This window comes from gamma proteobacterium symbiont of Axiagastus rosmarus (assembly GCF_059730925.1).
Genome location: NZ_AP035925.1, coordinates 1,796,836 through 1,820,022, shown reverse-complemented (window position 1 = coordinate 1,820,022; position 23,187 = coordinate 1,796,836). Strand labels below are relative to the sequence as shown.

The window sequence follows — 23,187 nt, the reverse complement described above, 5'->3', positions numbered from 1 at the left end:
TTAGTGCAGCGTCACCTGTTTCTGTTCAATTGCGTGGATCTGCACTTTAATCATCTCGCTAACCGGGTCTTCAGGACACTGTTCAACGAAATAGGTCAAATCGGTCAGTGCGATATGCTCGCACTCCAGCTGGGCGTAAATCAAACCGCGGTCGCGAATCTCATAGGGATCGTCCGGGTCGATTTGCAACAGCACCTGGCTGACGTTGAGCGCCAGCTCCATCTGCTTCTCATCCATCAGCGCCGCTTTCAGCGTGTCGAGCATTTTGCGCATCACGCTGACGGTTTTCGCTTCGTCGAGATCGTCAGAATAGAGCTTTGCCGTCGGGCTGATGTTGCCCTTCAGCCACACTTCCAGCGTATGGGTGTCGAGCGTTTCACCGTTAAACGGATTGATCAGCCACATTTCACCGTCGAGCCAGTCGGCACGCAGAATAAGCTGCGTCGGGAAAATCACCGGCATCAGCGGCAGCTCTAGCTCATCCGCAATGTGCAGCAGAATCACGCCGAGTGATACCGCCGTCCCCTGCCGGCTCTTCAGCACTTTATCGATCCACAGCGCGTCTGACAGATTGTAGACGCCGCTGGCACCGCCAAAGCCCCACTGCTGGTAAAACAGATCGAGCAGCTTCTCCAGCTGCAGATCCGCATCCTGTTCGCTACTGACATAGCGCCGCGCCTCTTCAACCAGGTCAGCCAGCTGCTGCTGGACGGAAGGCGCTGAAAAATCATTGCGTATGGCGCAGGTCGCGCCGATCACCGCTTCACTTAACGGTGTTTCACTGTAATCAAGTTGCACTGGCGAGGTCATACTATCCCCAATAACGGCATTTTGGTCATCGCCAGTTTAATCACCAGCAACAATGCGACCACGGCGACTAAACAGGCGACCCAGCGGGTCGCCATGCTGCGCGGGCGACGACTCAATGCCACGGAACCTAAGGCGATGTAGATGATAACCGCTAACAGCTTCTCCGTCAGCCAGCTTCCTTGTGGGGTAAACGGATAAAAGTGGGTAATCAGCACCAGCAGTGCACCGCTGAGCAGCAGGAATGTATCGTTGATGTGCGGCGCAATGCGCACCCAGCGGCGCTGCAGCAGGGCAGATCCGGTGGTCAGCCAGTAAAAACGCAGCAGAAACAGTGTGATGGTGATCGCGACTGTCAGCAGATGGAAATTTTTAATCAGCGGATACCAGCTGGCCATAGTGCTTCCTTAAGTAAGTTGTCCAAGCGTGACGCGCGGATTGCCGCCGTAATCCTCAACGGTGGTGACCGCCAGGAAACCGTGATGGGTCATCAGCGCGCGTACAGCCTCGCCCTGCTGCCAGCCGTGTTCCAGCAGCAGCCAACCCTGCGGCTGCAACCAGTGCGGCGCGCGTTCAATGATTAATCGTAAATCGGCCAGCCCAGCCTCCTCCGCCACCAGCGCGCTGAGCGGCTCAAAACGCACGTCGCCCTGCTGCAGATGTTCATCGGCGGCATCAATGTAAGGCGGATTGCTGACAATCAGATCGAAACGTTGGGCGGGCAGATCGTCGAACCAGTGGCTGAGCACAAATCCGGCATTGGTGAGGTGCAGGCGCTGGGCGTTGTCCTGCGCCAGCGCAACCGCGGCGGCGATGCGGTCGCAGCCGGTAATCTGACAATCGGGCCGCTCGCTGGCCAGCGCCAGCGCAATGGCGCCGGTGCCGGTACCGAGATCGAGCACCGCGGACGGCGTCGCGGGCAGCCGCAGCAGCGCCTGCTCCACCAGCACTTCGGTATCCGGACGCGGAATCAGCGTGGCATCACTGACGCGCAGCGGCAGCGACCAGAACTCGCGTTCGCCCACCAGATGCGCAATCGGCTCACCGCGCACGCGGCGTGCCAGTAACGTCTCCAGCTGTGCCAGTTGCGCATCATCGAGCGGGCTGTCGTCAAACGCTATCAGCCAGCTGCGCGACTTGCCGGTGACAAAACCCAGCAGAATCTCCGCGTCGCGCTTCGGGCTATCGCCTCCGCACAACGCAGCCTGCGCCTGCTGCAGCCAGCGTCGGACGTTCATCACTCCTGCCCGGCCAGTGCGGCCAGCTGGTCAGCCTGATACTCCTGCACAATCGGCTCGATCAGCGTATCCAGTTTGCCTTCCATGGTTTCGTCGAGGCGGTAGAGTGTCAGGTTGATGCGGTGATCGGTGACGCGCCCCTGCGGGAAGTTATAGGTACGGATTCGGTCGGAACGGTCGCCGCTGCCCAGCAGGTTACGCCGCGTTGAGGCTTCCGCCGCCTGGCGCTTTGCCATTTCCGCTGCGTGAATGCGTGCGCCCAGCACCGCCAGCGCTTTGGCTTTGTTTTTGTGCTGCGAGCGCTCATCCTGGCACTCCACCACGATGCCGGTTGGCAGGTGGGTGATACGGATCGCCGAATCGGTGGTGTTAACGTGCTGACCGCCCGCGCCGGAAGAGCGGAAAGTGTCGATTTTCAGATCGCCCGGATTGATGTCCGGCAGCTCGGCTTCCGGCAGCTCCGGCATCACCGCCACGGTACAGGCGGAAGTGTGAATGCGCCCCTGCGATTCAGTTTCCGGCACGCGCTGCACGCGATGACCGCCGGATTCAAACTTCATGCGACCGTAAGCCCCGTCACCGGTGATACGCGCAATGACTTCTTTGTAGCCGCCATGCTCGCCATCATTGGCGCTCATGATCTCCACCTGCCAGCGGCGCGCTTCGGCATAGCGGCTGTACATGCGGAACAGATCGCCGGCGAAAATCGCCGCTTCGTCGCCGCCGGTGCCGGCGCGCACTTCGATAAAGCACGGACGTTCATCGTCGGGATCTTTCGGCAGCAGCAGCACCTGAAGCTGCTGTTCCAGCACCTCGCGCTTTTCGCGCGATAGTTTCAACTCTTCCTGCGCCATGTCGCGCATTTCCGCATCGTCGAGCAGCATTTCAGCCGTTTCGACATCTTCCTGCACCTGCTGCCATTCGCGGAAACAACGGGTGACGTCGCTCAGCTGGGCATATTCACGTGATAACGCGCGGAAACGGTCCTGATCGCCAATTACGCCGGCATCACCCAGTAACGCTTCAACTTCTTCATGGCGTTCCTGCAGCGCTTCCAGCTTGGCAACAATCGAGCTCTTCATCTAATAGAGGGTATCCCAATGATAGGTCGTGACAGACCAGATTACTCTAAACCGAGGCTGTCACGTAAGATCTGCAGGCGTTCGCTGTCGCCGTCGCGCGCGGCCTGCTGCAGTGATTTGGTTGGTGCATGAATTAAACGGTTGGTGAGCTTGTGTGCCAGCTCCTGCAAGACTTTTTCGGCATCAGCACCCTGACGCAACGCCGCCAGCGCGCGATCCTGCAGCTCGGCGCGCACGTCGTCAGCCTGCGCGCGGTATTCGCGGATGGTCTCACCGGCGCTTTGCGCGCGCAGCCAGGCCATGAATTCACCGCTCTCCTGCACCACAATGCTTTCCGCCTGCACCGCCGCCGCTTTGCGCTGCGCCATGTTCTGCTCGATGATCGCCTGCAGATCATCCACGCTATACAGGTAGGCGTTAGCCAGCTTGCCCACTTCCGGCTCAACATCGCGCGGCACGGCGATATCCACCAGCAGCATAGGCTGGTTGCGGCGCGCCTTCAGCGCCCGTTCCACCATGCCTTTACCAATAATCGGCAGCGGACTGGCGGTGGAGGAGATAATGATATCGGCATCGGCCAGGCGGGTTTCGATATCGGCAAGGCCAATCACTTCGGCGCCGACTTCGTCCGCCAGCAGCTGTGCGCGTTCGCGCGTGCGGTTGGCGATCATCAGTTTGCGCACGCTGTGTTCGCGCAGGTGACGCGCCACCAGTTCGATGGTTTCACCGGCACCAACCAGCAGCACGTTAACGCTGCTGAGTGATTCGAAAATCTGACGGGCTAAGGAGCAGGCAGCGAAGGCGACCGACACCGCGCTGGCGCCGATTTCGGTTTCGGTGCGCACGCGCTTGGCCACCGAGAAGGTTTTCTGGAACATGCGTTCCAGCTCGCTGCTCAGCGCATGGTCGCGCGAAGAGTCAGCATGAGCTTTTTTGACCTGACCGAGAATCTGTGGCTCGCCCAGCACCAGCGAGTCGAGCCCGCTGGCCACGCGCATCAGGTGGCTGACTGCCGCGTTGTCCTGATGCCAGTACAGGCTGTTGCGCACGTCCTCTTCACGTAAGTCGTGATACTCGCACAACCAGCGCACCAGCTGCTCCTGCAGATCGGTCTGCTGCTCTACGCTGAGGTAGAGTTCCGTCCGGTTACAGGTAGAAAGCACCACCCCGCTCTGCACCATCGGCTGAGACAGCAAGCTGTTCAGCGCCTGGTCCAGCGTGTCTGGCGTGAACGAAACACGTTCGCGCAGCGCAACAGGTGCGGTTTTGTGGTTGATTCCGAGAGCAAGCAGCGTCATGGTGATTCGGGTTGGGAAGTCCCAATAATTGTCAGGTTTTGTGCTGCGCATTCTACAAGATGCAACAGATCAAGAAAAGCCATACAAAGCCTATGACTGTAATAAGATTAAACTGATCGTGCGCAATTATCCTGACATCGCCATTGACGGCACAGAGACGGATGGTTAGCGTTACCGGTTACGACGTAAAAACGTGTCTGAGGAGACGACCACGTGATGCATTTGCCCCCGCGCCAGCTGTTGCGCCTTTTGCCCCTTGCCAGCGTGTTGCTGGCTGCCTGTAGCATCAACAAACCCCAGCAAGGTCCCGGTCCCAGCACGACATCGCCGCAGTGGCAGCAACATCAGCAGGCGGTAGCGAAAATTACCCAGTACCAGACGCGCGGCGCGTTTGCCTATCTGTCGGATAAGCAGAAGGTTTATGCCCGCTTCAACTGGCAGCAAACTGCTGCAGACCGTTACCGTCTGCTGCTGACTAACCCGCTCGGCAGCACAGAACTGCAGCTCGACGCGCAGGGTTCGGTGGTGCAGATTGTCGATAACAAAGGCAAACGCTACGTCAGCAACGACGCGGAGAAGATGATTTCCCAGCTCACCGGCATGGATATTCCGCTGGCGAACCTGCGTCAGTGGATGATGGGTCTGCCTGGCGACGCCAGCGACTACCAGCTGAACAACAATTATCAGCTGCAAAGCCTGACCTACAGCCGCAACGGCCAGCAGTGGAAGGTGACTATCAGCGATTACGACAGCAAGGTGAACCCGCCGCTGCCGGCCAACCTCGAACTGACCGAAGGCGGTCAGCGCATCAAACTGCGCATGGATAGCTGGACCACACAATGATCACCACCTGGCCCGCGCCGGCAAAGCTCAACCTGTTTCTCTACATTACCGGCCGTCGTGCAGACGGCTACCACAATTTGCAGACGCTGTTTCAGTTTCTCGATGTTGGCGACACCCTGGAGATTACCCCGGATAACAGCGGCAATATCACCCTGCTGACGCCGCTCGACGGCGTGGCCGATGAAGACAACCTGATCGTGCGGGCGGCGCTGGCGCTGCGTGCCGCAGCGGCGGACAAAGGCACCCTGCCGCCGCAGGCCGGTGCCCGGATCGCGCTGGAGAAGCGCCTGCCGATGGGCGGTGGTCTGGGCGGTGGCTCGTCTGATGCAGCGACGGTGCTGGTGGCGCTGAACCATCTGTGGCGCACCCAACTCAGCGTGGATGAGCTGGCTACGCTTGGCGTGCGTCTCGGTGCCGATGTGCCGGTATTTGTGCACGGCCATGCGGCGTTTGCCGAAGGGGTCGGCGAGCAATTGCAGCCCGCGTTTCCGGCGGAAAAATGGTATCTGGTGGCCCATCCTGGCGTCAGCATCGCCACCCCGGATCTGTTTCGCGATCCTGAACTGACGCGCGATTCACCAATACGCACATTAGATGAACTGTTGCAGCGTCCTTTTCACAATGATTGTGAAGCGGTAGCAAGAAAACGTTTTCGTGAGGTTGATGCGCTGCTTTCCTGGCTGCTAGAATACGCGCCGTCGCGCCTGACAGGGACCGGCGCTTGTGTGTTTGCTGAATTTGACACCGAGTCCGCTGCTCGTCAGGTGCTGGAGCTTGCCCCGAAATGGATGTGCGGATTTGTGGCGCGTGGGCTTAATCTCTCGCCGTTACAGCGTACCCTTTCCGGGCTCTAAGCGTAAACGTGACAGTGTCACCCTGTTCCAGACACTGCACGTGACGCATTAACACACCCGTATGAACAGGCTCAAATGTATTCGCCGGTTATTTTTGAGCGGTTCATTCTCTGGACGCCAAGCCTGAGGTTCTTCTCGTGCCTGATATGAAGCTATTTGCTGGTAACGCCACCCCGGAACTAGCACAACGTATTGCCAACCGCCTTTACACCAGCCTCGGAGACGCCGCTGTCGGCCGTTTCAGCGATGGCGAAGTAAGTGTACAGATTAATGAAAATGTACGCGGTGGTGATATTTTCATCATCCAGTCCACCTGTGCCCCCACCAATGATAACTTGATGGAGCTGGTTGTGATGGTCGACGCACTGCGTCGGGCTTCTGCTGGTCGTATTACTGCTGTAATCCCTTACTTTGGCTATGCCCGTCAGGACCGCCGCGTGCGTTCTGCCCGCGTACCAATTACCGCCAAAGTTGTGGCTGATTTCCTCTCCAGCGTCGGCGTGGACCGTGTACTGACGGTTGACCTGCACGCGGAACAGATCCAGGGCTTCTTTGATGTCCCGGTGGATAATGTGTTCGGTAGCCCGATTCTGCTGGAAGATATGCTGCAGATTGGTCTGGAAAACCCGATTGTGGTTTCGCCGGACATCGGTGGCGTAGTGCGCGCTCGCGCTATCGCCAAACTGCTCAACGACACCGACATGGCCATCATCGACAAACGTCGCCCGCGTGCGAACGTGTCGCAGGTGATGCACATCATCGGTGACGTTGCCGGTCGTGACTGCGTACTGGTCGACGATATGATCGACACCGGCGGTACGCTGTGCAAAGCGGCTGAAGCACTGAAAGAGCGCGGCGCGAAACGCGTGTTCGCTTACGCCACCCACCCAATCTTCTCTGGCAACGCGGTGGAAAATCTGCGCAAATCAGTGATTGATCAGGTGATTGTTTGCGACACTATTCCGCTGTCGGAAGAGATGAAGTCGCTGCCAAATGTGCGTACGCTGACGCTGTCTGGCATGCTGGCCGAAGCCATTCGTCGTATCAGCAACGAAGAATCGATTTCGGCGATGTTCGAACATTAATTGTTCGCGAAAACCGGGCGCCCTGCCCGGTTTTTATTGCCTGTGCGCGGAGTAACATCCCGATAAAGCCGCTTCCGCCGCCACTATTTGCGCGATAAATGGCCTCAAAATCCGCCAATCTCCCCGCCTTCCACTCTTTTTATCAGACAAGCGCATCCGGGCTTTAGCGGTCCAGTGATTAGTGATATTTTTCACCACACTTTTGCTGAGAACTCCGACCACCATGCTACTCGACATTTATACGTTGTTTATTTGCGAGCTCTACGTGCTGGGGTTTCTGAGCATTATTTTGATTTTTGCCTGGGTCGGGGCGCAGTACGACCGGGTGCTGGGTTTTACCACCCTGACGCTAATACTGACGCTTGCCGCCGTGCTGCTCAGCAGCCTGCGCAGCGCCGGTTTGCACTTTTTGCCGGTGGCGGTCGGGAATGTCATCATGCTGCTGGCTTACGGCACCCTGCTCAACGCCTTTCGTACTTTTTGCCGCCTTCCGCTTGGTTTTTGCTGGATCACTGGTGCGCTACTGTGGGCCCTGCTTTGTGCCTTTCCGCAGTTCTATCACGGCCAGCCGAAACGCGTGCTGGTCATGTGCCTGCTGTGCATCATCTTTACCGCCGCGCTGATTCGTCTGCTGTGGCAGGCGCGCGCCACGCTGACCGTCACTTTCTGGCCCGCGCAGATACTGCTGTGGATCCACTTACTGTTCCACCTGGCGCGCATTTTCCTTGACGATGCGGTATCCACCCCCGTACCGGGTGCCATTGGCGGTTCCGGCTTTTCGGTGTATGTGATTCTGGAGTCGATCCTCTTCGTCATCGGCCTGACATTCACTATCCTGGCGATGGTCAATGAGCGCACGCAGATCGCCCATAAGCTGGCGTCGCTACACGATCCGCTCACCGGCGTATGGAACCGGCGCGCATTGTTTGAGGCCGCGGAAAAGCTGCTGCTGCGTCAGGGGCGTTTGCCGCGGCCCTATATTTACAGTGCAGTGCTGTTCGACCTCGATCATTTCAAAAGCATTAACGATCGCTATGGCCATCAGCAGGGGGATCGGGTGCTGGTGGATTTTTGTCAGGTGGTAAAAGCATTAATGCCGGTTGAGGGTCAGTTTGCCCGGCTGGGCGGTGAGGAGTTTGCCGCGTTGCTTCCTGGCGACAGTGAGCAGGCGCAGCGCATATGTGAGCGTATCCGGCTGGCGACACAGCTGTCGCTACCCAACGACATCGGCTATACGGTGAGCATTGGCTTTGCCACTGCCAGCCAGCAGCATCAGGCGTTTCCCGCCCTGCTGGCGCTGGCTGATGAAGCCTTGTATCGCGCTAAAGCCGCCGGACGTAACCGCGTCGAAGGTTATCAGACGCCGCAGGCGGCAATGGCGGAAGCCGGTTAGTGCGTTGAGTGGTGATCGCGACGGCAGCGTTTGTCACCGTAGTGACGCAGCCAGTAATAGCGGTCTTCCACCCTCTCCCGCCCGCTGACGCGTGCGCCGACCAGCCACAGTAGCGCACCCACGAAAATACTGAACATCGCTCCATGCGCGAGGAATTGTGGCAGGTTGACCGACGGTAGCTGGTTAATAATGGAATAACCCACCCCGAGCACCATGGTTAACAAGCCGAGACACATCAAACCATTACCGACAGTGCGGCAGTGTTGACGTTTCATGATTCACCCCCATCCTTTTCAGCAACGCAGAAAACAGCACGTTTGGTTAACTGGCCATAAGTTTAGGCAATGGCTGGCGGTTAAGATGCGTACAGGATCACACATCCTTCACAATGTCTGACAAAACTTTACCGCCAGCACCTTGATTTCGATAGAAATTGATTAGTCACCCCTGGTCATTAGTCTGTCATTGCGCCCTTTGTCATCCCCGCCGGCAGGCAGTAAACTATCGCCCTTTCGCAGCGAGACAGGATAAACATCGTGAGCAGCATTAAACTGATTGTGGGGCTGGCCAATCCCGGCGCTGAATACGCGGCAACGCGCCATAACGCTGGCGCCTGGTATGTGGATTTGCTTTGCTCGCGCCATAATCAGTCCCTCAAAGAGGAGCCGAAGTTTTTCGGCTACACCGCGCGCCTGTCGCTGGCCGGCGAGGATGTGCGCCTGCTGGTGCCCACCACCTTTATGAACCTGAGCGGCAAAGCGGTGGCGGCGATGGCAACGTTCTATCGCATTACGCCGGAAGAGATTCTGGTGGCACACGATGAAATGGACCTGCCGCCAGGCGTGGCGAAATTCAAACAGGGCGGCGGTCATGGCGGTCATAATGGCCTGAAAGACATCATCAGCAAGCTCGGTAATAACAACAATTTTCATCGCCTGCGCGTCGGTATCGGCCATCCGGGCGATCGTAACAAGGTCACCGGATTTGTGCTCGGTAAGGCACCGGCCAGCGAGCAGAAGCTGATTGACGAGGCGGTCGACGAAGCGGTGCGCTGCACCGAGCTGTGGCTGAAAGAGGACAAGATCAAGGCGATGAACCGCCTGCACGCCTTCAAAGCCAGCTAAGCCAATTCCCGCGCCGCCGCAGGGAATTCTGTGTATAATGCGCGAAAATTTTTGAATCAGTCGGCGCTGTCTGCCAGCGCTGCACACTCAGTGAGAAAGGTAAGATCATGGGATTTAAATGCGGTATTGTGGGCCTGCCGAACGTCGGTAAATCCACCCTGTTCAACGCGCTGACCAAAGCGGGTATCGAAGCAGCCAACTTTCCGTTCTGCACCATCGAGCCCAACACCGGCGTGGTGCCGATGCCTGACCTGCGCCTCGATCAGCTGAGCGAGATTGTTAAGCCACAGCGCGTGGTGCCGACCACCATGGAGTTCGTGGACATCGCCGGTCTGGTAAAAGGCGCGTCCAAAGGTGAAGGCCTGGGCAACCAGTTCCTGACCAACATCCGCGAAACTGAAGCTATCGGCCACGTGGTACGCTGCTTTGAAAACGACAACATCATCCACGTCTCCGGTAAAGTAAACCCGGCGGAAGATATTGATGTCATCAACACCGAGCTGGCGCTGTCGGATCTCGACACCTGCGAACGTGCCATTCAGCGCTGCCAGAAGAAAGCCAAAGGCGGCGACAAAGATGCTAAGGCGGAACTGGCCGCGCTGGAGAAGTGCCTGCCGCATCTGGAAAACGCCGGTATGCTGCGCTCGCTGGCTCTGGACGCCGATGAGAAAGCAGCGATCCGTTATCTCAGCTTCCTGACGCTGAAGCCGACCATGTACATCGCCAACGTCAATGAAGACGGTTTCGAGAACAACCCATATCTCGACCAGGTGCGCGCGATTGCTGAAGCCGAAGGCTCAGTGGTGGTGCCGGTCTGTGCGGCAGTGGAATCGGACATCGCCGAGCTGGAAGATGAAGAGCGCGACGAATTCATGGCCGAGCTTGGCCTGGAAGAGCCGGGCCTCAACCGCGTGATCCGCGCCGGTTATGCCCTGCTCAACCTGCAGACTTACTTCACCGCAGGCGTGAAAGAAGTGCGTGCCTGGACCATCCCGGTTGGCGCGACCGCACCGCAGGCGGCCGGTAAAATCCACACCGACTTCGAGAAAGGCTTTATCCGTGCTCAGACTATCGCCTTCGAAGATTTCATCACTTACAAAGGTGAACAAGGCGCGAAAGAAGCCGGCAAAATGCGTTCAGAAGGTAGAGAGTACATCGTGAAAGATGGCGATGTGATGAACTTCCTGTTTAACGTCTGATTGGCTTCCAGGGTGTCATGAGGTTCCACTTAACTCATGAACCCGGAAAAAATAAAATCCACGCATTTGCGTGGATTTTTTATGGCTGAAGCCCTGTCGCCAGGCTAATTATCCGATCCGTTAGTGGCATACAGCGGCCATGACTCAAACAGATAGCCGTCGAAATCGATGTCGTCCACATCGGAGAACTCCAGCAGCAGCTGCTTGACGTTTTCCAGGTGCTGCCACATCGCCTGTTTCGCGGCGCGCGCGTCTTTCTTGATTAAGGCGGCGAGGATCTTTTTATGATCGTCGAGCCACTTTTTGCGGTAGTTGGTGTTGATCAGATGCCGGTGCAGCTGGCTCCACATCACATTGTCTTCGCGCCACTGCCAGGATTGTTTGAACAGCTCCACCAGCATGCTGTTGTGCGTGGCTTCGGCAATCGCCAGATGGAAATTGCGGTCGCCGTTTTCGCTGTCGTTTACCGCGCCTGACGCCAGCTCACGCTCTTCCAGCGCCAGCGCCTGGCGCATTTTGATGATGTCTTCACGCGTCGCCTGTAACGCAGCGAATTCGGCGATATTGCTCTCCAGCAGCTGGCGGGCCTGCAGCATCTCAAACGGACCGGCCGCATTGCAGGCGGTTTGCGCAGCGGCACGCGGTGCCGGCGTGTCGTTGATCACATAAATGCCTGCGCCACGCCGCACTTCAATCAACCCTTCCAGCTCCAGCATAATCAGCGCCTCACGTACCAGCGTGCGCGTGACGTTAAGCAGCATCGCCAGTTCACGCTCCGGCGGCAACCGCTCGCCAATCGCGTACTGTTTCTGCGTAATCATGTTGCGAAGCATCTCGCCCACTTCCTGATAGGGTCGCTGTGCTGAAGCTTGTGGTTTCATAACGCTCTTTTCTGCTGGTTCAGACATTAGGCCGCCAAATTTTCTACCCTGCACTATAACACAGGGCGTGATTTTCACCGTGGGTTAAGGCTGAAGTAGCGTCGGGCGTTATGGAAGCAGATATCCTGCAACATCGCGCCAAGCGCGGCTTCATCGTGCGGCACAATGCCGTCACGCACCCACTCGCCAAACAGATTACACAGAATGCGGCGGAAGTATTCGTGCCGCGTATAAGAGAGAAAACTGCGCGAATCGGTCAACATGCCAACGAACTGGCTGAGCAGCCCCATCTGCGCCAGCTGCTCCAGTTGCCGCAGCATCCCGTCACGCTGATCGTTGAACCACCAGCCAGAGCCGAACTGCATCTTGCCCGCCATCCCTGCGCCCTGAAAGTTACCCGCCATGGTAGCCAGCACTTCGTTGTCACGCGGATTGAGGCAGTAAAGAATGGTTTTTGGCAGCTGGTCATTGGTGTCCATCGCGTCCAGCAGGCGTGCCAGCGGCCAGGCAACAGGATGATCGCCAATGGAGTCGAAACCGCTGTCCGGGCCGAGCTGACGGAACATGCGCGTGCTGTTATTGCGGATCGCACCGATATGTAACTGCATCGCCCAGCCGCGGCGGGCATACTCCGCGCCCAGCCACACCAGCACAGCGGTACTGAACTGCGCAATCTCCAGCTCGCTCAGCGCCGCATCGCTGCGGCGTCTGTTGAGAATGCCATCCAGCACACTGTCGGCTGGCACCGCAGCATAGCGCAGCGTTTCAATGCCGTGGTCGGCGGCGCGGCAGCCATGGGCGGAAAAGTGGTCCAGACGGCGCAGTAACGCCACACGCAGCGTATCAAAGCTGTCGATACTGACATCCGCGGCGGCTTCCAGCCGGGTCAGGTAATCGCTGAATCCTTCCAGTTCAATCTTAAACACCCGATCCGGACGCCAGCTCGGTGCCACCTCAATATCAAAGCTGCTGTCTTTAGCTATCTGACGATGATACTGCAGGGAATCAACCGGATCGTCGGTGGTGCCCACCATGCGGACATTCATCTGGCGCATAATACCGCGTGCGGAAAATTCAGGCGTGGCCAGCTTCTCCGCACACTCATGCCAGATGCGCGCTGCGGTTTCAGGTCCAAACAGCGTGTCAGTGATACCGAACGGCCGGCGCAGCTCCAGATGCGTCCAGTGATAGAGCGGATTGCCAAGCGTTTTCGGCACGGTCTGCGCCCAGGCCAAGTATTTATCGTAATCGCTGGTGGTGTTACCGGTGATCAGTGATTCCGCCACGCCTGCCGCGCGCAGTGCGCGCCATTTGTAGTGATCGCCCTCCAGCCAGATTTGCCCGAGGTTGGCAAACTGACGGTCTTCTGCAATCTCCTGCGGATTGAGGTGGCAGTGATAATCATAGATCGGCATCCCCGCCGCCACGTCGTGATACAGGCGACGCGCCACCTCGCTGTGCAACAGAAAATCGTCATCCATAAAACGCTTCATTTGGCCTCCGGATTAAGGGATGCAACCGCGGCTCTGGCACCCTGCTGGCACAGGCGGTCATAGGTGTGTTGCAGGGCGGCAACAAAGGCCGGATTGGCGGGTAAGTCGTCCGCGAAGATCTCGTTAATGCCCAGCAGCGCCTGCACGCGGGCGGGACCTGAAGGGAACTGCTGATTAATCCGCTCAAACTTAGCGACCAGCGGATCAGCCACCGGGTAGCGCTCGCCCTTTTCGTCTTCGCCGAGGATATAACGCATCCAGCCTGCGATGCCGAGCAGCAGATGCCGGCAGTCACTGCCGTGGTGCAGATGATAACGCAGCGAATCCAGCATGCGCTGTGGCAGTTTCTGACTGCCATCGCTGGCAATTTGCGCCGTGCGATGGCGCAGCGACGGATTACTGAAGCGCTCAAGCAGTTGATGCGCATACGCGTTCAGATCGCTGCCTGCCGGCATCGTCAATGTGGCACGCTGTTCAGTCAGCATCAGCGACAGCGCGGCCTGACGGTAAGCGGGCAGCTGCATGGTATCTGCGATAGTTTCACAACCGCCGAGGTAGCCAAGATACGCCAGGAACGAGTGCGTGCCATTCAGCAGACGCAGTTTCATCAACTCGTAGGGGGCGACATCCGGAACAAATTGCGCACCAACGCGCTGCCAGTCGGGACGTCCCGCCACGAAGTTATCTTCGATCACCCACTGACGAAACGGCTCACAGGCGACACCACAGGGATCGGCGATGCCCAGTAGCCCGGTAATCTCACGCTGCGTCTCTTCCGTCACGGCCGGCACGATGCGGTCAACCATGGTGCAGGGAAACGTGACCTGTTGCTCAATCCATGCCGCCAGCGCCGCATCCTGCCGTTGTGCCAGACCGATGACCGCAGCCCGCGCGACGTGGCCGTTATCACGCAGATTGTCGCATGACAGCACGGTAAAAGGCGCTAACCCGGCTTCACGCCGCAAGCGCAGCGCCTCAACGATAAAACCAATGGCGGATTTCGGCTGCCGGGGATGGGCCAGATCGTGCACGATAAGCGGATGAGTGCTGTCCAGTTCGCCGGTTGCGCCATGAGTGCAATAGCCTTTTTCGGTTACCGTCAACGAGACGATGGCGGTTTCCGCGCGGGCAAGCGCGTTGAGAACGCCGTCACCACCGTCCAGCGCCGGGTGCAGCGCTGAATGCACGGAACCAATGATTTTGACGTCATGACGCGTCGCACCTTGCTCGGTGACGCTGTAGAGCAAATTCTGCGCGCGCAATTGTTCCACCAGCTGTCTGCCGCTGGCCGACATCAGGTTGACCTCGCAAATGCCCCAGTCGCTGTCGCTCATCTCCAGCAGATGGTGCTGATAGAGCGCCTGATGCGCGCGATGAAACGCGCCGCAGCCAATATGCACGATGCGCGGCACCAGCCGCTGCTGCTGCCATGCGGGCCGCGCCACCTTAATGCTGGCGTCGGCAAGGTTGTGTTGCATGTGAACTCCTCAGTGTCCGGCGCGACTGCGCGTCCGCCGGGCAAGCGGTACAGGGCGACCGGCGTCAGAAAAAGGCGCGGTGTATCGCCAGCTCAACGCCACGAATCTCAGCCAGACCTTTCAGCCGGCCAATCGCGGAATAGCCCGGGTTGGTTTTCTTATGCAGATCGTCCAGCATCTGATGCCCGTGGTCGGGCCGCATCGGGATCAGGTCTTCCTGCCCCGCATTACGACGGCGCTGCTCCTCTTCAGCAATCGCTTTGATCACCGCAAACATATCGACATCGCCGCCAAGGTGCGCGGCTTCGTGGAAAGTTTTGGGGTTGGCTTCACGCCGGGTTGAGCGCAGATGGGCAAAATAGATGCGCGCCCCAAAACGTTTCACCATGCCGGCTAAATCATTTTCCGCCAGTACGCCGTAGGAGCCGGTACACATCGTGAAGCCGTTGGCCGGGCTGTCGATGGTGTCGATCATCCACTGCAGGTCGTCGGCACTGGAGACGATACGCGGCAGGCCGAGGATCGGGCGCGGCGGATCGTCAGGATGTACCGCCATGCGAATACCGACCTCTTCAGCGACCGGGATAATGCCGCGCAGAAACGTGGCGAAGTTTTCGCGCAGCCGGGCTTTGTCGATGCCGTCATAACGCGCCAGCTGAGCACGGAACTGCGCCAGCGTGTAGCCCTCTTCCGCGCCGGGTAATCCGGCGATAATGTTACGCGTCAGCCGCAGCTTGTGCTCTTCGCTCATGCTGGCGAAGCGCGCAGCGGCCTCGGCTATCTCGTCAGCGCTGTAATCATTTTCTGCGCCCTGACGCTGCAGGATATGCAGCTCAAATACCGCAAATTCAATCTGATCGAAGCGCAGCGCTTTCGCGCCATCCGGCAGCTCGAACGCCAGGTCGGTGCGCGTCCAGTCCAGAATCGGCATGAAGTTGTAGCACACGGTGTGGATGCCGCACTGCGCCAGATTGCGCAGCGACTGCTGATAGTTGCTGATCCACTTTTGGCACTGCCCGCTGCCGGTTTTGATCTCCTCATGGATCGGCACACTCTCCACCACCGACCAGACCAGCCCGGCCGCTTCAATCATCGCTTTGCGCTGCAAAATCTCCTCCACCGGCCACACCTCGCCGTTCGGGATGTGATGCAGGGCAGTCACAATGCCGGTAGCGCCCGCCTGTCGGGCATCGGCGAGTGAAACGGGATCGTCAGGGCCATACCAGCGCCAGGTCTGCTTCATGTCGTTCTCTCCTGCGGGCCTGAGCATCACTCTCAAAGCCCTTCCATTTTGGTTGACCAATTTTACAAGCGAAGCGCTTTATGAGTCATAAAAAGCGCCTGAGCAGCGTCAAATTCGGCTTTTCACCGGCGGAAGTCAACCTGATAAATGATTTTGGTTAACCAGATCACAAATACCGCATCAGGCTGGCGACCACCTGGCCTAACTGTGGTTCACTCCCGGCGGATGGTTAAAACAGGACGCATCACGCCACGCCCGGCAATCAAGGGCCAGGGGTTATGCGCTGGCCGGTATGGACTCCACCTCCGGCCAGGCAGTCACAGACGTTGCTCACACATGCTGTTAATAATGAATGGAGAATCCGATGAACCGCAGTTTGAACCCAGGGATTGCCGCAACCGGCACGAAACGCGTCATCCGTCATCTGCGCTGGTGGGTGCTGGTGCTGTTTCTCGCCGGTGTCACCGTCAACTACATTACCCGTAACTCGTTAGGCATTCTGGCCCCCGAGCTGAAAACCAGTCTCGGCATCACCACAGAACAATATTCATGGATAGTCGGCGCTTTTCAGCTGGCTTATACCTTCTTTCAACCGATCTGCGGCTGGCTGATTGACGTCATTGGCCTCAAACTCGGCTTCTTCATCTGCGCCACCATCTGGGCGCTGGCCTGTCTGTTCCATGCCGGCGCCGCCAGCTGGTTGCACCTGGCCATTTTGCGCTTTGTCATGGGCGGAGCTGAAGCGGCCGCCACGCCGGCTAACGCCAAAGTGATTGGTGAATGGTTCCCGAAAAAAGAGCGTCCGATCGCGGCCGGCTGGGCCGGGGTCGGCTTCTCGATTGGCGCCATGCTGGCGCCTCCCATCATCTACTTTGCCCACGCCTCGTTCGGCTGGCAGGGCGCATTCCTGTTTACCGGCTGTCTGGCTCTGGGCTGGGTGGTGCTGTGGTGGCTGTTGTATCGCGATCCGGAACGTAACCCGAATCTCAGCAGCGATGAGCTGGCTTTTATTCGTCAGGATAATGAGCCACCGGCGGTCAAACTGCCCTTTTTCAAAGCCCTGAAAACCGTCTCCAGAAACAAGCGTTTTTACGGTATCGCCATTCCCGCTTTTATGGCTGAACCGGCATGGGGCGTGCTGAGCTTCTGGGTACCGCTCTATCTGGCAAAAGACCTGGGAATGGACCTGAAACAGATTGCTATGTTCGCCTGGCTGCCGTTCCTCGCGGCGGATCTTGGCAGTGCAGCCAGCGGCTACCTGACGCGCATCTATACCCGGCTGTTTGGCTTCAGGCAGGTAAATTCCGTCGTCGCCAGCTCGGTCACCGGCGCCTTTCTGATGCTGTCGCTGGCACTGGTGGCAATGACCAAAGACCCCTATGTCGCGATTGCCCTGATCTCGATTGGCGGTTTTGGTCATCAGATCATCTCCTGCATGTTAAGTGCGCTGGTGGTGGAAAAATTTGATAAGGGCCAGATGGCCACGGTGAATGGCATGCGCGGCTCGTTTGCCTGGATCTCCAGCTTCCTGTTTTCGCTGGTGATTGGTGTGACGGCTGACAAGATCGGCTTTAACCCGCTGTTTGTCGCCATGGGCTTCTTTGACCTGATCGGTGCAGTCTTCCTGATTGCGTTTATTGCTGAGCGTCGTTCAGCGACCCAATGAAGTAGGTAACGATGAAAACCTTAAAAAACTGGTCTTTAGCCCATTCTGATCGTCACCATGTGGTGCTTAACGTCGATGGCAAACACCATCTGTGCCTGTACGTGCTGGAAAAAGGTCTGTTCCGCGTGGTGATCAAGCGCCACGGCAACTACAGTCTGGACCGCACCTGGAGCATTGCGCCGGAACAGGATGTTCCGTGGGAAGGGCGTCCGCGCGACAGCCTGGCCGGGTTTAGCCTGCCCGGCTTTACGCTGGAGGAAGAAGCCAATTGTCTGACCATCAGTACCGACACGCTGCGCGTGATAGTGCGTCAGCCGCTGGCGCTCGAGTGGCAGTACCGTGATGCCGCTGGCCACTGGCAACTGCTGACCGGCGATCGCCCCACCAGCGCCTATCAGATCAACGCACACGGCGACGGCGTGGCGCACTATCAGCGCCGCATGGCGGACGACCGCTACTACGGTCTGGGCGAAAAAACTGGCGATCTGCAACGCAACGGCAAACGCTATGAGATGCGTAATCTGGATGCTATGGGCTACAACGCCTCCTCCACCGATCCGCTGTACAAACATGTGCCCTTCACCCTCACGCGGCGTAACGACGTCAGCTTTGGCCTGTTCTACGATAACCTCAGCACCAGCTGGTTCGATCTGGGTAACGAGCTGGATAACTATCACCAGCCGTATCGCCGCTGGCAGGCGGAGAGCGGCGATATCGATTACTACCTGTTTGTCGGTAAGCGGGTGCTGGATATCACCAAAACCTTCGTACGCCTGACCGGCAAAACGCTGTTCGGCCCCAAATGGAGTCTGGGATACAGCGGCTCGACCATGCATTATACCGATGCGCCGGATGCGCAAAACCAGCTGATGAACTTCATCCGCCTGTGCGAAGAGCACGCTATTCCGTGCGACTCTTTCCAGCTCTCCTCGGGTTATACCTCCATCAATAACAAGCGCTATGTGTTCAACTGGAACTACGACAAAGTGCCGCAGCCGGAAGCGATGAGTCAGGCGTTTCACGATGCCGGGCTGCGCCTGGCGGCCAACATCAAACCCTGCCTGCTGCAGGATCACCCGCGCTATGAAGAAGTCGCGGCTCAGGGACTGTTTATCCGCGATTCGGAAGACGATGTGCCAGAGCGCTCGGTGTTCTGGGATGATGAAGGATCGCACCTCGATTTCACCCATCCGCAAACGGTGGCCTGGTGGCAGGAGAACGTCACCCGTCAGCTGCTGGAAAAAGGCATCGACGCCACCTGGAATGATAACAACGAGTATGAAGTCTGGGACGGCGAAGCGCGCTGCCACGGCTTCGGTACGCCGATTGCCATCAAGCATATTCGCCCGGTGATGCCGCTGCTGATGATGCGCGCCTCGATGGAGGCGCAACAGCGCTTTGCCCCCGAACAGCGACCGTTCCTGATTTCGCGCTCCGGCTGCGCCGGGATGCAGCGCTACGTGCAAACCTGGAGCGGCGATAACCGCACCAACTGGACCTCGCTGCGCTACAACATTCGCATGGGCCTCGGCATGAGCCTGTCCGGCTTGTATAACGTCGGTCACGACGTCGGCGGCTTCTCGGGCGATAAACCCGACGCGGAGCTGTTTGTGCGCTGGGTACAGAATGGCGTCATGCATCCGCGCTTCACCATTCATTCGTGGAATGACGATCACACCGTGAATGAGCCGTGGATGTATCCTTCGGTCACGCCCGCGATTCGGGCGGCCATCGCGCTGCGCTATCGCCTGCTGCCGTATCTCTACACGCTGCTGTGGCAGGCGCATGCGGACGATGAACCGATGCTGCGCCCGACGTTCCTCGATCATGAACACGATGCCCAGACCTTTGCTGAGTGTGATGAATTCCTGCTCGGCCGCGACCTGCTGGTCGCCAGCGTAGTGGAACCCGGCCAGCGTGAACGCCGCCTGTGGCTGCCCGACAACCAGACAGGCTGGTATGATTTCGCCACGCAGCAGTGGTATAGCGGGGGTCAGTGGATCACCTTACCTGCTCCCCTGGAAACGCAGCCGCTGCTGGTGCGCGCAGGTGCGGCACTGCCACTCAGCGAGCGAATTGCTCACGTCGAGGCCGCCGCAGACGATCGTCGCACGCTGCAGCTTTACCCGTTGCAGGGCAAAGGCGTTAGCCACGGCGAACTGTTCGAAGATGATGGCGAGTCCTGGGGCTATCAGCAGGGCAATGCGCTGTGGCTGCAGTGGGAAATGCGCTGCGAAGCCACAGCCATTCACCTTACGTTGCGGCGCAAGGGTGATTATCAGCCGGCATGGCAAACGTTGCAGATTGCCCTGCCCGCCGGTGAACAGCGTGCGCTGTTTATCGACGGTGTTGCCGCAGACGCTGCGTCAGCCGACGTGACGCTGGCGCAGATTTCCCGCAGCTGATAAACCACAAGAGCGCACCGATGTCGGGTGCGCCTGATTAACTTCAGCCCGTTCTTCTATCCCTCAGCGGCTTACACCAACACGCTATCTGCCCGTTTTCTGTCCCGACGTTATCCCGCGAATAAGTCTATCCGGTTTAATACGCTTATTTCACCGCCCTGCTCACCCGATTAATCCTGGTTGCTTACTAATATAATAGCTGCGCTTAATGCAGGCATAAGCGTTTACTGCTGAGGCGATTGCGTAAAACATGACGACGCACTGGCTAAGCCATCGCAATAATATGCCTCAACACGGAAACGCCGCGGTTTAAGCAATATTCAACTGTGGCGCGCTATTAGTCATTAAGACGACATTAATCGGGTAATTCCCGACTTCTTAAAGGGCCTCTGTGATGAAAAGATTGCTGTTACCGATGATAGCTTTACTTGCCAGCCACGCCACCCTTGCCGCCGACGGTCAAATCACTTTCGTCGGCGCGATCGTTGAACCCTCCTGTGATTATGCCGTGACGCGCAGCGTCTCGCTGAACTGCACGCGCGAAGGGATTAAAAAGAGCGAAACCCTGCAGGTTAATGGTGCCGCGCGTGAATTACCTTACGCGCTGGGCACCGCGCGCATTACCCGGGAGCGTGGTTTGACTTTTCTGCAGGTTGAATATAATTGATGGTTTTAAGTCTGATTTACTCAGCTGCTCATTATCGTAGTCATTATCACTGCCTGGCAAAGGAATGCTTTATAAAATAGAGTTTCTCTTAACCCATCCAGGCATTTCACTTCCAAAATAACAGGCATCTGATTAATCTGGCATCCAACGCTTCAGTCTGCAGATATTTTTAACTGCATGATGAGGGATATAAGCATCATTTGCGACTTCATGATTTTATATAAAAATAGCGCCTGTACGGTGCCGCCGGAAGCGCCCCGTCTGATGGCCGCGGCCGGGTATTCAGCTCACGCGCCTGATCGCCCATAGCACATTGACTTCTTTCGTGGCGCAGGTACATTTTACGCCATGAAAACCTTTCTGATTATTGTCCCGGATGGCGGCATGCTGTTCGAAGCGGCGGGTATCGCCGACATCCTGATGCACGCCAACCTGCACCTGCCGGTGGGCGTGGCTGGCGCACGCTATCGCATCAGCATTGCGACCACGCAGCCGCACCAGGTGATCCACGGCCAGTCTGGCCTCAATCTGCTCGCCGACCTCAAACTGGCTGAACTCGATCCGCGCGAACGCTGGGACACCATCATGATTACCGGCCGCGGTGATAACCCCGAAGAACGCAACATGGTGGTGGACTGGATTAAGCTGGCTGCCCCGCAGGCGCGCCGCGTGGTGTCGATTTGCGGGGCGGCAATGCTGCTGGCGGAAGCGGGATTGCTGGATGGCCGGCGCGCCACCAGCCACTGGCGTCTGCTGGACACGCTGCAGGCCAGCTATCCGCGCGTGCAGGTTGAAGGCGGCCCGCTGTATATTCAGGACGGCCCAATCTGGACCTCCGGCGGCGTCAGCTCCGGCTTCGATCTGACGCTGGCGCTGGTAGAGGAAGATTTTGGTTTCAGCGTGGCGCGCGACATCGCGCAGGATATGGTGATGTATCTGCGTCGTCCCGGCGGCCAGATGCAGTTCAGCCGCTTTCACCTGCAGTCCGTCAGCGAGTCGGGGCCGATTGCTCAGCTGCAGAGCTGGATCGCCGCCCATCTGGCGGAAGACCTGTCGGTGGAGAAACTCGCAGCCCAGGTGGCGATGAGCCCGCGTAACTTTACCCGCGTGTTCAGCCGTGAAACCGGCGTTTCACCGGCGCGCTATGTGGCAGAAGCGCGGCTGGCGGCGGCGCGCGAACGGCTGGAGCAGACGCGCGAGACGCTGGAACGCATCGCCATCGCTACCGGCTTTGGCAGCAGCATCAATCTGCGGCGCAGTTTCGAGCGCCAGCTGCATCTCACGCCCAACGAATATCGCCAGCGCTTTCACAGCCGCAAAATGGCGTAAAGTGTTCCTTTTTTGTCGTTTACGCCAGTGCGCGCCAGGCCTACAGTGACTGCAGTAACTTCACTAAGGAGTCAGTCATGATCAAGGTAGGCATTAACGGTTTTGGCCGTATCGGACGTAACGTATTCCGCGCCGCGCTGGGCAGCAGCGACATCGATATTGTGGCGATTAACGATCTCACCGACAGCAAAACGCTGGCGCATCTGCTGAAGCACGACTCCCTGCTGGGTCGGCTGCCAGCCGAAGTCAGCGCTGGCGACGGCGAGCTGCGCATTGATGGCAAACCAGTGCGGGTGTTCAGCGAGCGCGATCCGGCCAATATTCGCTGGCGTGACGTGGGCGTGGATATCGTCATCGAAGCCACCGGCTTTTTTACCGAGCGTGACAAGGCCGCGGTGCATATCACGCACGGCGGCGCCAAACGCGTGATCATCTCTGCGCCGGGCAAGAATGATGATTTGACGATTGTGATGGGCGTCAACGACCAGCGCTACGATCCGCAACAGCACTTTGTGGTGAGTAACGGCAGCTGCACCACTAACGGCCTGGCACCGGCCGCGCAGGTGCTGCATCAGGCGTTTGGTATTGAGCACGGTCTGATGAACACCACCCATGCCTATACCAACAGCCAGGCGCTGCATGACCAGCCAGAGAAAGATCTGCGCGGCGCGCGTGCGGCGGCGCTGTCGATTGTGCCGTACTCCAGCGGCGCAGCTAAAGCGCTCGGCCGGGTGATTCCGGAACTGGAAGGCCGCTTAACCGGTTACTCGCTGCGCGTGCCGGTGCCGGTGGTCTCGGTGGTGGATCTGACGGTAACGCTGAAACGCGACGTGACGGCCGAAGAGGTGAATGACGCCTTTAAAGCCGCTGCTGCTGCGGGTCCGCTGCAGGGTATCCTCGGCTACAGCGATGAGCCGCTGGTCTCCAGCGATTATCAGGGCGATGCGCGCTCATCGATTATCGACGGCTTATCGACGCTGGTGATTGGTGGCAACCTGGTGAAGATCCTTGCCTGGTACGATAACGAATGGGGCTTCTCCAACCGTCTGGTTGACCTCGCGCGCCTGATGGCACAGCGCGGTCTGTAATCTCCCCGGCGGCG

21 protein-coding genes are annotated in these 23,187 nt (G+C 58.2%); 11 read left to right on the top strand and 10 right to left on the bottom strand.

The window, feature by feature from the left end:
• The 5 genes from sirB1 to hemA are packed head-to-tail and all read right to left on the bottom strand — an operon-like array spanning window position 1 to window position 4,425.
• Window positions 1-810 carry an invasion regulator SirB1 gene (sirB1, locus tag AC6I8F_RS08405; protein ID WP_021509943.1) on the bottom strand — a complete coding sequence of 270 codons (810 nt, stop codon included), beginning with the start codon at window positions 808-810 and terminating at the stop codon, window positions 1-3.
• The gene (locus AC6I8F_RS08400; RefSeq protein WP_058757490.1) at window positions 807-1,205 is read right to left on the bottom strand and encodes a SirB2 family protein; all 399 of its coding nucleotides are present in this window, start codon (window positions 1,203-1,205) and stop codon (window positions 807-809) included. The genes sirB1 and AC6I8F_RS08400 overlap by 4 nt, the downstream gene beginning before the upstream one ends.
• A gap of 9 nt (window positions 1,206-1,214) precedes the next feature.
• Window positions 1,215-2,045, bottom strand: coding sequence for a peptide chain release factor N(5)-glutamine methyltransferase (gene prmC, locus AC6I8F_RS08395; protein WP_498028727.1), 831 nt, complete (start codon window positions 2,043-2,045; stop codon window positions 1,215-1,217).
• A complete protein-coding gene (prfA, locus tag AC6I8F_RS08390) occupies window positions 2,045-3,127 on the bottom strand; it encodes a peptide chain release factor 1 (protein WP_021509940.1) in 1,083 nt (360 codons plus the stop codon). Before prfA ends, prmC begins: the two co-directional genes overlap by 1 nt.
• Window positions 3,128-3,168: 41 nt before the next feature.
• Window positions 3,169-4,425, bottom strand: a complete 1,257-nt coding sequence (hemA, locus tag AC6I8F_RS08385; RefSeq protein ID WP_021509939.1) for a glutamyl-tRNA reductase — start codon at window positions 4,423-4,425, stop codon at window positions 3,169-3,171.
• A gap of 216 nt (window positions 4,426-4,641) precedes the next feature.
• Here hemA and lolB point away from each other — a divergent pair, with 216 nt between their 5' ends.
• From lolB to AC6I8F_RS08365, 4 genes are all read left to right on the top strand, one after another.
• Complete coding sequence (lolB, locus tag AC6I8F_RS08380; protein ID WP_058757488.1) at window positions 4,642-5,268, top strand: lipoprotein insertase outer membrane protein LolB; 627 nt, start codon at window positions 4,642-4,644, stop codon at window positions 5,266-5,268.
• On the top strand, window positions 5,265-6,122 hold the full coding sequence (gene ispE / locus AC6I8F_RS08375) for a 4-(cytidine 5'-diphospho)-2-C-methyl-D-erythritol kinase (protein WP_498028726.1): 858 nt from the start codon (window positions 5,265-5,267) through the stop codon (window positions 6,120-6,122). The genes lolB and ispE overlap by 4 nt, the downstream gene beginning before the upstream one ends.
• 137 nt (window positions 6,123-6,259) lie before the next feature.
• On the top strand, window positions 6,260-7,207 hold the full coding sequence (gene prs, locus AC6I8F_RS08370) for a ribose-phosphate diphosphokinase (RefSeq protein WP_006118899.1): 948 nt from the start codon (window positions 6,260-6,262) through the stop codon (window positions 7,205-7,207).
• Window positions 7,208-7,430: 223 nt separating this feature from the next.
• Complete coding sequence (locus AC6I8F_RS08365; RefSeq protein WP_498028725.1) at window positions 7,431-8,600, top strand: GGDEF domain-containing protein; 1,170 nt, start codon at window positions 7,431-7,433, stop codon at window positions 8,598-8,600.
• On the opposite strand, the gene ychH is transcribed toward AC6I8F_RS08365, so the two are convergent.
• Window positions 8,597-8,875 (bottom strand): stress-induced protein YchH, encoded by a 279-nt coding sequence (gene ychH / locus AC6I8F_RS08360; protein WP_021509933.1) that lies wholly within the window; start codon window positions 8,873-8,875, stop codon window positions 8,597-8,599. The two genes, AC6I8F_RS08365 and ychH, sit on opposite strands and share 4 nt — an antisense overlap.
• Before the next feature lie 261 nt (window positions 8,876-9,136).
• On the opposite strand from ychH, the gene pth reads away from it, so the two are divergent.
• Together pth and ychF are read left to right on the top strand one after the other, a co-directional pair.
• Window positions 9,137-9,724: an aminoacyl-tRNA hydrolase gene (gene pth, locus AC6I8F_RS08355; RefSeq protein ID WP_021509932.1), complete on the top strand. Its 588-nt coding sequence runs from the start codon at window positions 9,137-9,139 to the stop codon at window positions 9,722-9,724.
• Window positions 9,725-9,831: 107 nt separating this feature from the next.
• Window positions 9,832-10,923 (top strand): redox-regulated ATPase YchF, encoded by a 1,092-nt coding sequence (gene ychF, locus AC6I8F_RS08350; protein WP_498028724.1) that lies wholly within the window; start codon window positions 9,832-9,834, stop codon window positions 10,921-10,923.
• Between the two features lie 104 nt (window positions 10,924-11,027).
• Here ychF and uxuR read toward each other — a convergent pair whose 3' ends face one another.
• The 4 genes from uxuR to uxuA form a co-directional block, all read right to left on the bottom strand.
• On the bottom strand, window positions 11,028-11,804 hold the full coding sequence (gene uxuR / locus AC6I8F_RS08345; protein ID WP_031280188.1) for a Uxu operon transcriptional regulator: 777 nt from the start codon (window positions 11,802-11,804) through the stop codon (window positions 11,028-11,030).
• A 74-nt stretch (window positions 11,805-11,878) separates the two neighbouring features.
• The gene (uxaC, locus tag AC6I8F_RS08340; protein WP_498028723.1) at window positions 11,879-13,297 is read right to left on the bottom strand and encodes a glucuronate isomerase; all 1,419 of its coding nucleotides are present in this window, start codon (window positions 13,295-13,297) and stop codon (window positions 11,879-11,881) included.
• On the bottom strand, window positions 13,294-14,775 hold the full coding sequence (locus AC6I8F_RS08335) for a fructuronate reductase (RefSeq protein ID WP_498028722.1): 1,482 nt from the start codon (window positions 14,773-14,775) through the stop codon (window positions 13,294-13,296). Before AC6I8F_RS08335 ends, uxaC begins: the two co-directional genes overlap by 4 nt.
• A 64-nt stretch (window positions 14,776-14,839) precedes the next feature.
• A complete protein-coding gene (gene uxuA, locus AC6I8F_RS08330) occupies window positions 14,840-16,018 on the bottom strand; it encodes a mannonate dehydratase (protein WP_498028721.1) in 1,179 nt (392 codons plus the stop codon).
• 364 nt (window positions 16,019-16,382) lie between these two features.
• Here uxuA and AC6I8F_RS08325 point away from each other — a divergent pair, with 364 nt between their 5' ends.
• The 5 genes from AC6I8F_RS08325 to gap all read left to right on the top strand — a co-directional run bounded on the left by AC6I8F_RS08325 (window position 16,383) and on the right by gap (window position 23,173).
• Window positions 16,383-17,684, top strand: coding sequence for an MFS transporter (locus AC6I8F_RS08325; RefSeq protein WP_021509925.1), 1,302 nt, complete (start codon window positions 16,383-16,385; stop codon window positions 17,682-17,684).
• A gap of 11 nt (window positions 17,685-17,695) precedes the next feature.
• A complete protein-coding gene (locus tag AC6I8F_RS08320) occupies window positions 17,696-20,089 on the top strand; it encodes a glycoside hydrolase family 31 protein (RefSeq protein WP_498028720.1) in 2,394 nt (797 codons plus the stop codon).
• Between the two features lie 415 nt (window positions 20,090-20,504).
• Entirely contained in the window at window positions 20,505-20,756 is a 252-nt protein-coding gene (locus AC6I8F_RS08315; RefSeq protein WP_150361533.1) for a YmdA family protein, read from the top strand.
• Window positions 20,757-21,104: 348 nt separating this feature from the next.
• Entirely contained in the window at window positions 21,105-22,085 is a 981-nt protein-coding gene (locus tag AC6I8F_RS08310; protein WP_059009576.1) for a GlxA family transcriptional regulator, read from the top strand.
• Window positions 22,086-22,162: 77 nt separating this feature from the next.
• Complete coding sequence (gap, locus tag AC6I8F_RS08305) at window positions 22,163-23,173, top strand: type I glyceraldehyde-3-phosphate dehydrogenase (protein ID WP_058757433.1); 1,011 nt, start codon at window positions 22,163-22,165, stop codon at window positions 23,171-23,173.
• Window positions 23,174-23,187 lie beyond the last annotated feature (14 nt).

Bases quoted from the DNA above. Each gene is read 5' to 3' on its own strand.
- sirB1 (WP_021509943.1), bottom strand. From the start codon at position 810: ATGACCTCGCCAGTGCAACTTGATTACAGTGAAACACCGTTAAGTGAA.
- AC6I8F_RS08400 (WP_058757490.1), bottom strand. From the start codon at position 1,205: ATGGCCAGCTGGTATCCGCTGATTAAAAATTTCCATCTGCTGACAGTC.
- prmC (WP_498028727.1), bottom strand. From the start codon at position 2,045: ATGAACGTCCGACGCTGGCTGCAGCAGGCGCAGGCTGCGTTGTGCGGA.
- prfA (WP_021509940.1), bottom strand. From the start codon at position 3,127: ATGAAGAGCTCGATTGTTGCCAAGCTGGAAGCGCTGCAGGAACGCCAT.
- hemA (WP_021509939.1), bottom strand. From the start codon at position 4,425: ATGACGCTGCTTGCTCTCGGAATCAACCACAAAACCGCACCTGTTGCG.
- lolB (WP_058757488.1), top strand. From the start codon at position 4,642: ATGCATTTGCCCCCGCGCCAGCTGTTGCGCCTTTTGCCCCTTGCCAGC.
- ispE (WP_498028726.1), top strand. From the start codon at position 5,265: ATGATCACCACCTGGCCCGCGCCGGCAAAGCTCAACCTGTTTCTCTAC.
- AC6I8F_RS08365 (WP_498028725.1), top strand. From the start codon at position 7,431: ATGCTACTCGACATTTATACGTTGTTTATTTGCGAGCTCTACGTGCTG.
- ychH (WP_021509933.1), bottom strand. From the start codon at position 8,875: ATGAAACGTCAACACTGCCGCACTGTCGGTAATGGTTTGATGTGTCTC.
- ychF (WP_498028724.1), top strand. From the start codon at position 9,832: ATGGGATTTAAATGCGGTATTGTGGGCCTGCCGAACGTCGGTAAATCC.
- uxuR (WP_031280188.1), bottom strand. From the start codon at position 11,804: ATGAAACCACAAGCTTCAGCACAGCGACCCTATCAGGAAGTGGGCGAG.
- uxaC (WP_498028723.1), bottom strand. From the start codon at position 13,297: ATGAAGCGTTTTATGGATGACGATTTTCTGTTGCACAGCGAGGTGGCG.
- AC6I8F_RS08335 (WP_498028722.1), bottom strand. From the start codon at position 14,775: ATGCAACACAACCTTGCCGACGCCAGCATTAAGGTGGCGCGGCCCGCA.
- uxuA (WP_498028721.1), bottom strand. From the start codon at position 16,018: ATGAAGCAGACCTGGCGCTGGTATGGCCCTGACGATCCCGTTTCACTC.
- AC6I8F_RS08325 (WP_021509925.1), top strand. From the start codon at position 16,383: ATGAACCGCAGTTTGAACCCAGGGATTGCCGCAACCGGCACGAAACGC.
- AC6I8F_RS08320 (WP_498028720.1), top strand. From the start codon at position 17,696: ATGAAAACCTTAAAAAACTGGTCTTTAGCCCATTCTGATCGTCACCAT.
- AC6I8F_RS08315 (WP_150361533.1), top strand. From the start codon at position 20,505: ATGATAGCTTTACTTGCCAGCCACGCCACCCTTGCCGCCGACGGTCAA.
- AC6I8F_RS08310 (WP_059009576.1), top strand. From the start codon at position 21,105: ATGAAAACCTTTCTGATTATTGTCCCGGATGGCGGCATGCTGTTCGAA.
- gap (WP_058757433.1), top strand. From the start codon at position 22,163: ATGATCAAGGTAGGCATTAACGGTTTTGGCCGTATCGGACGTAACGTA.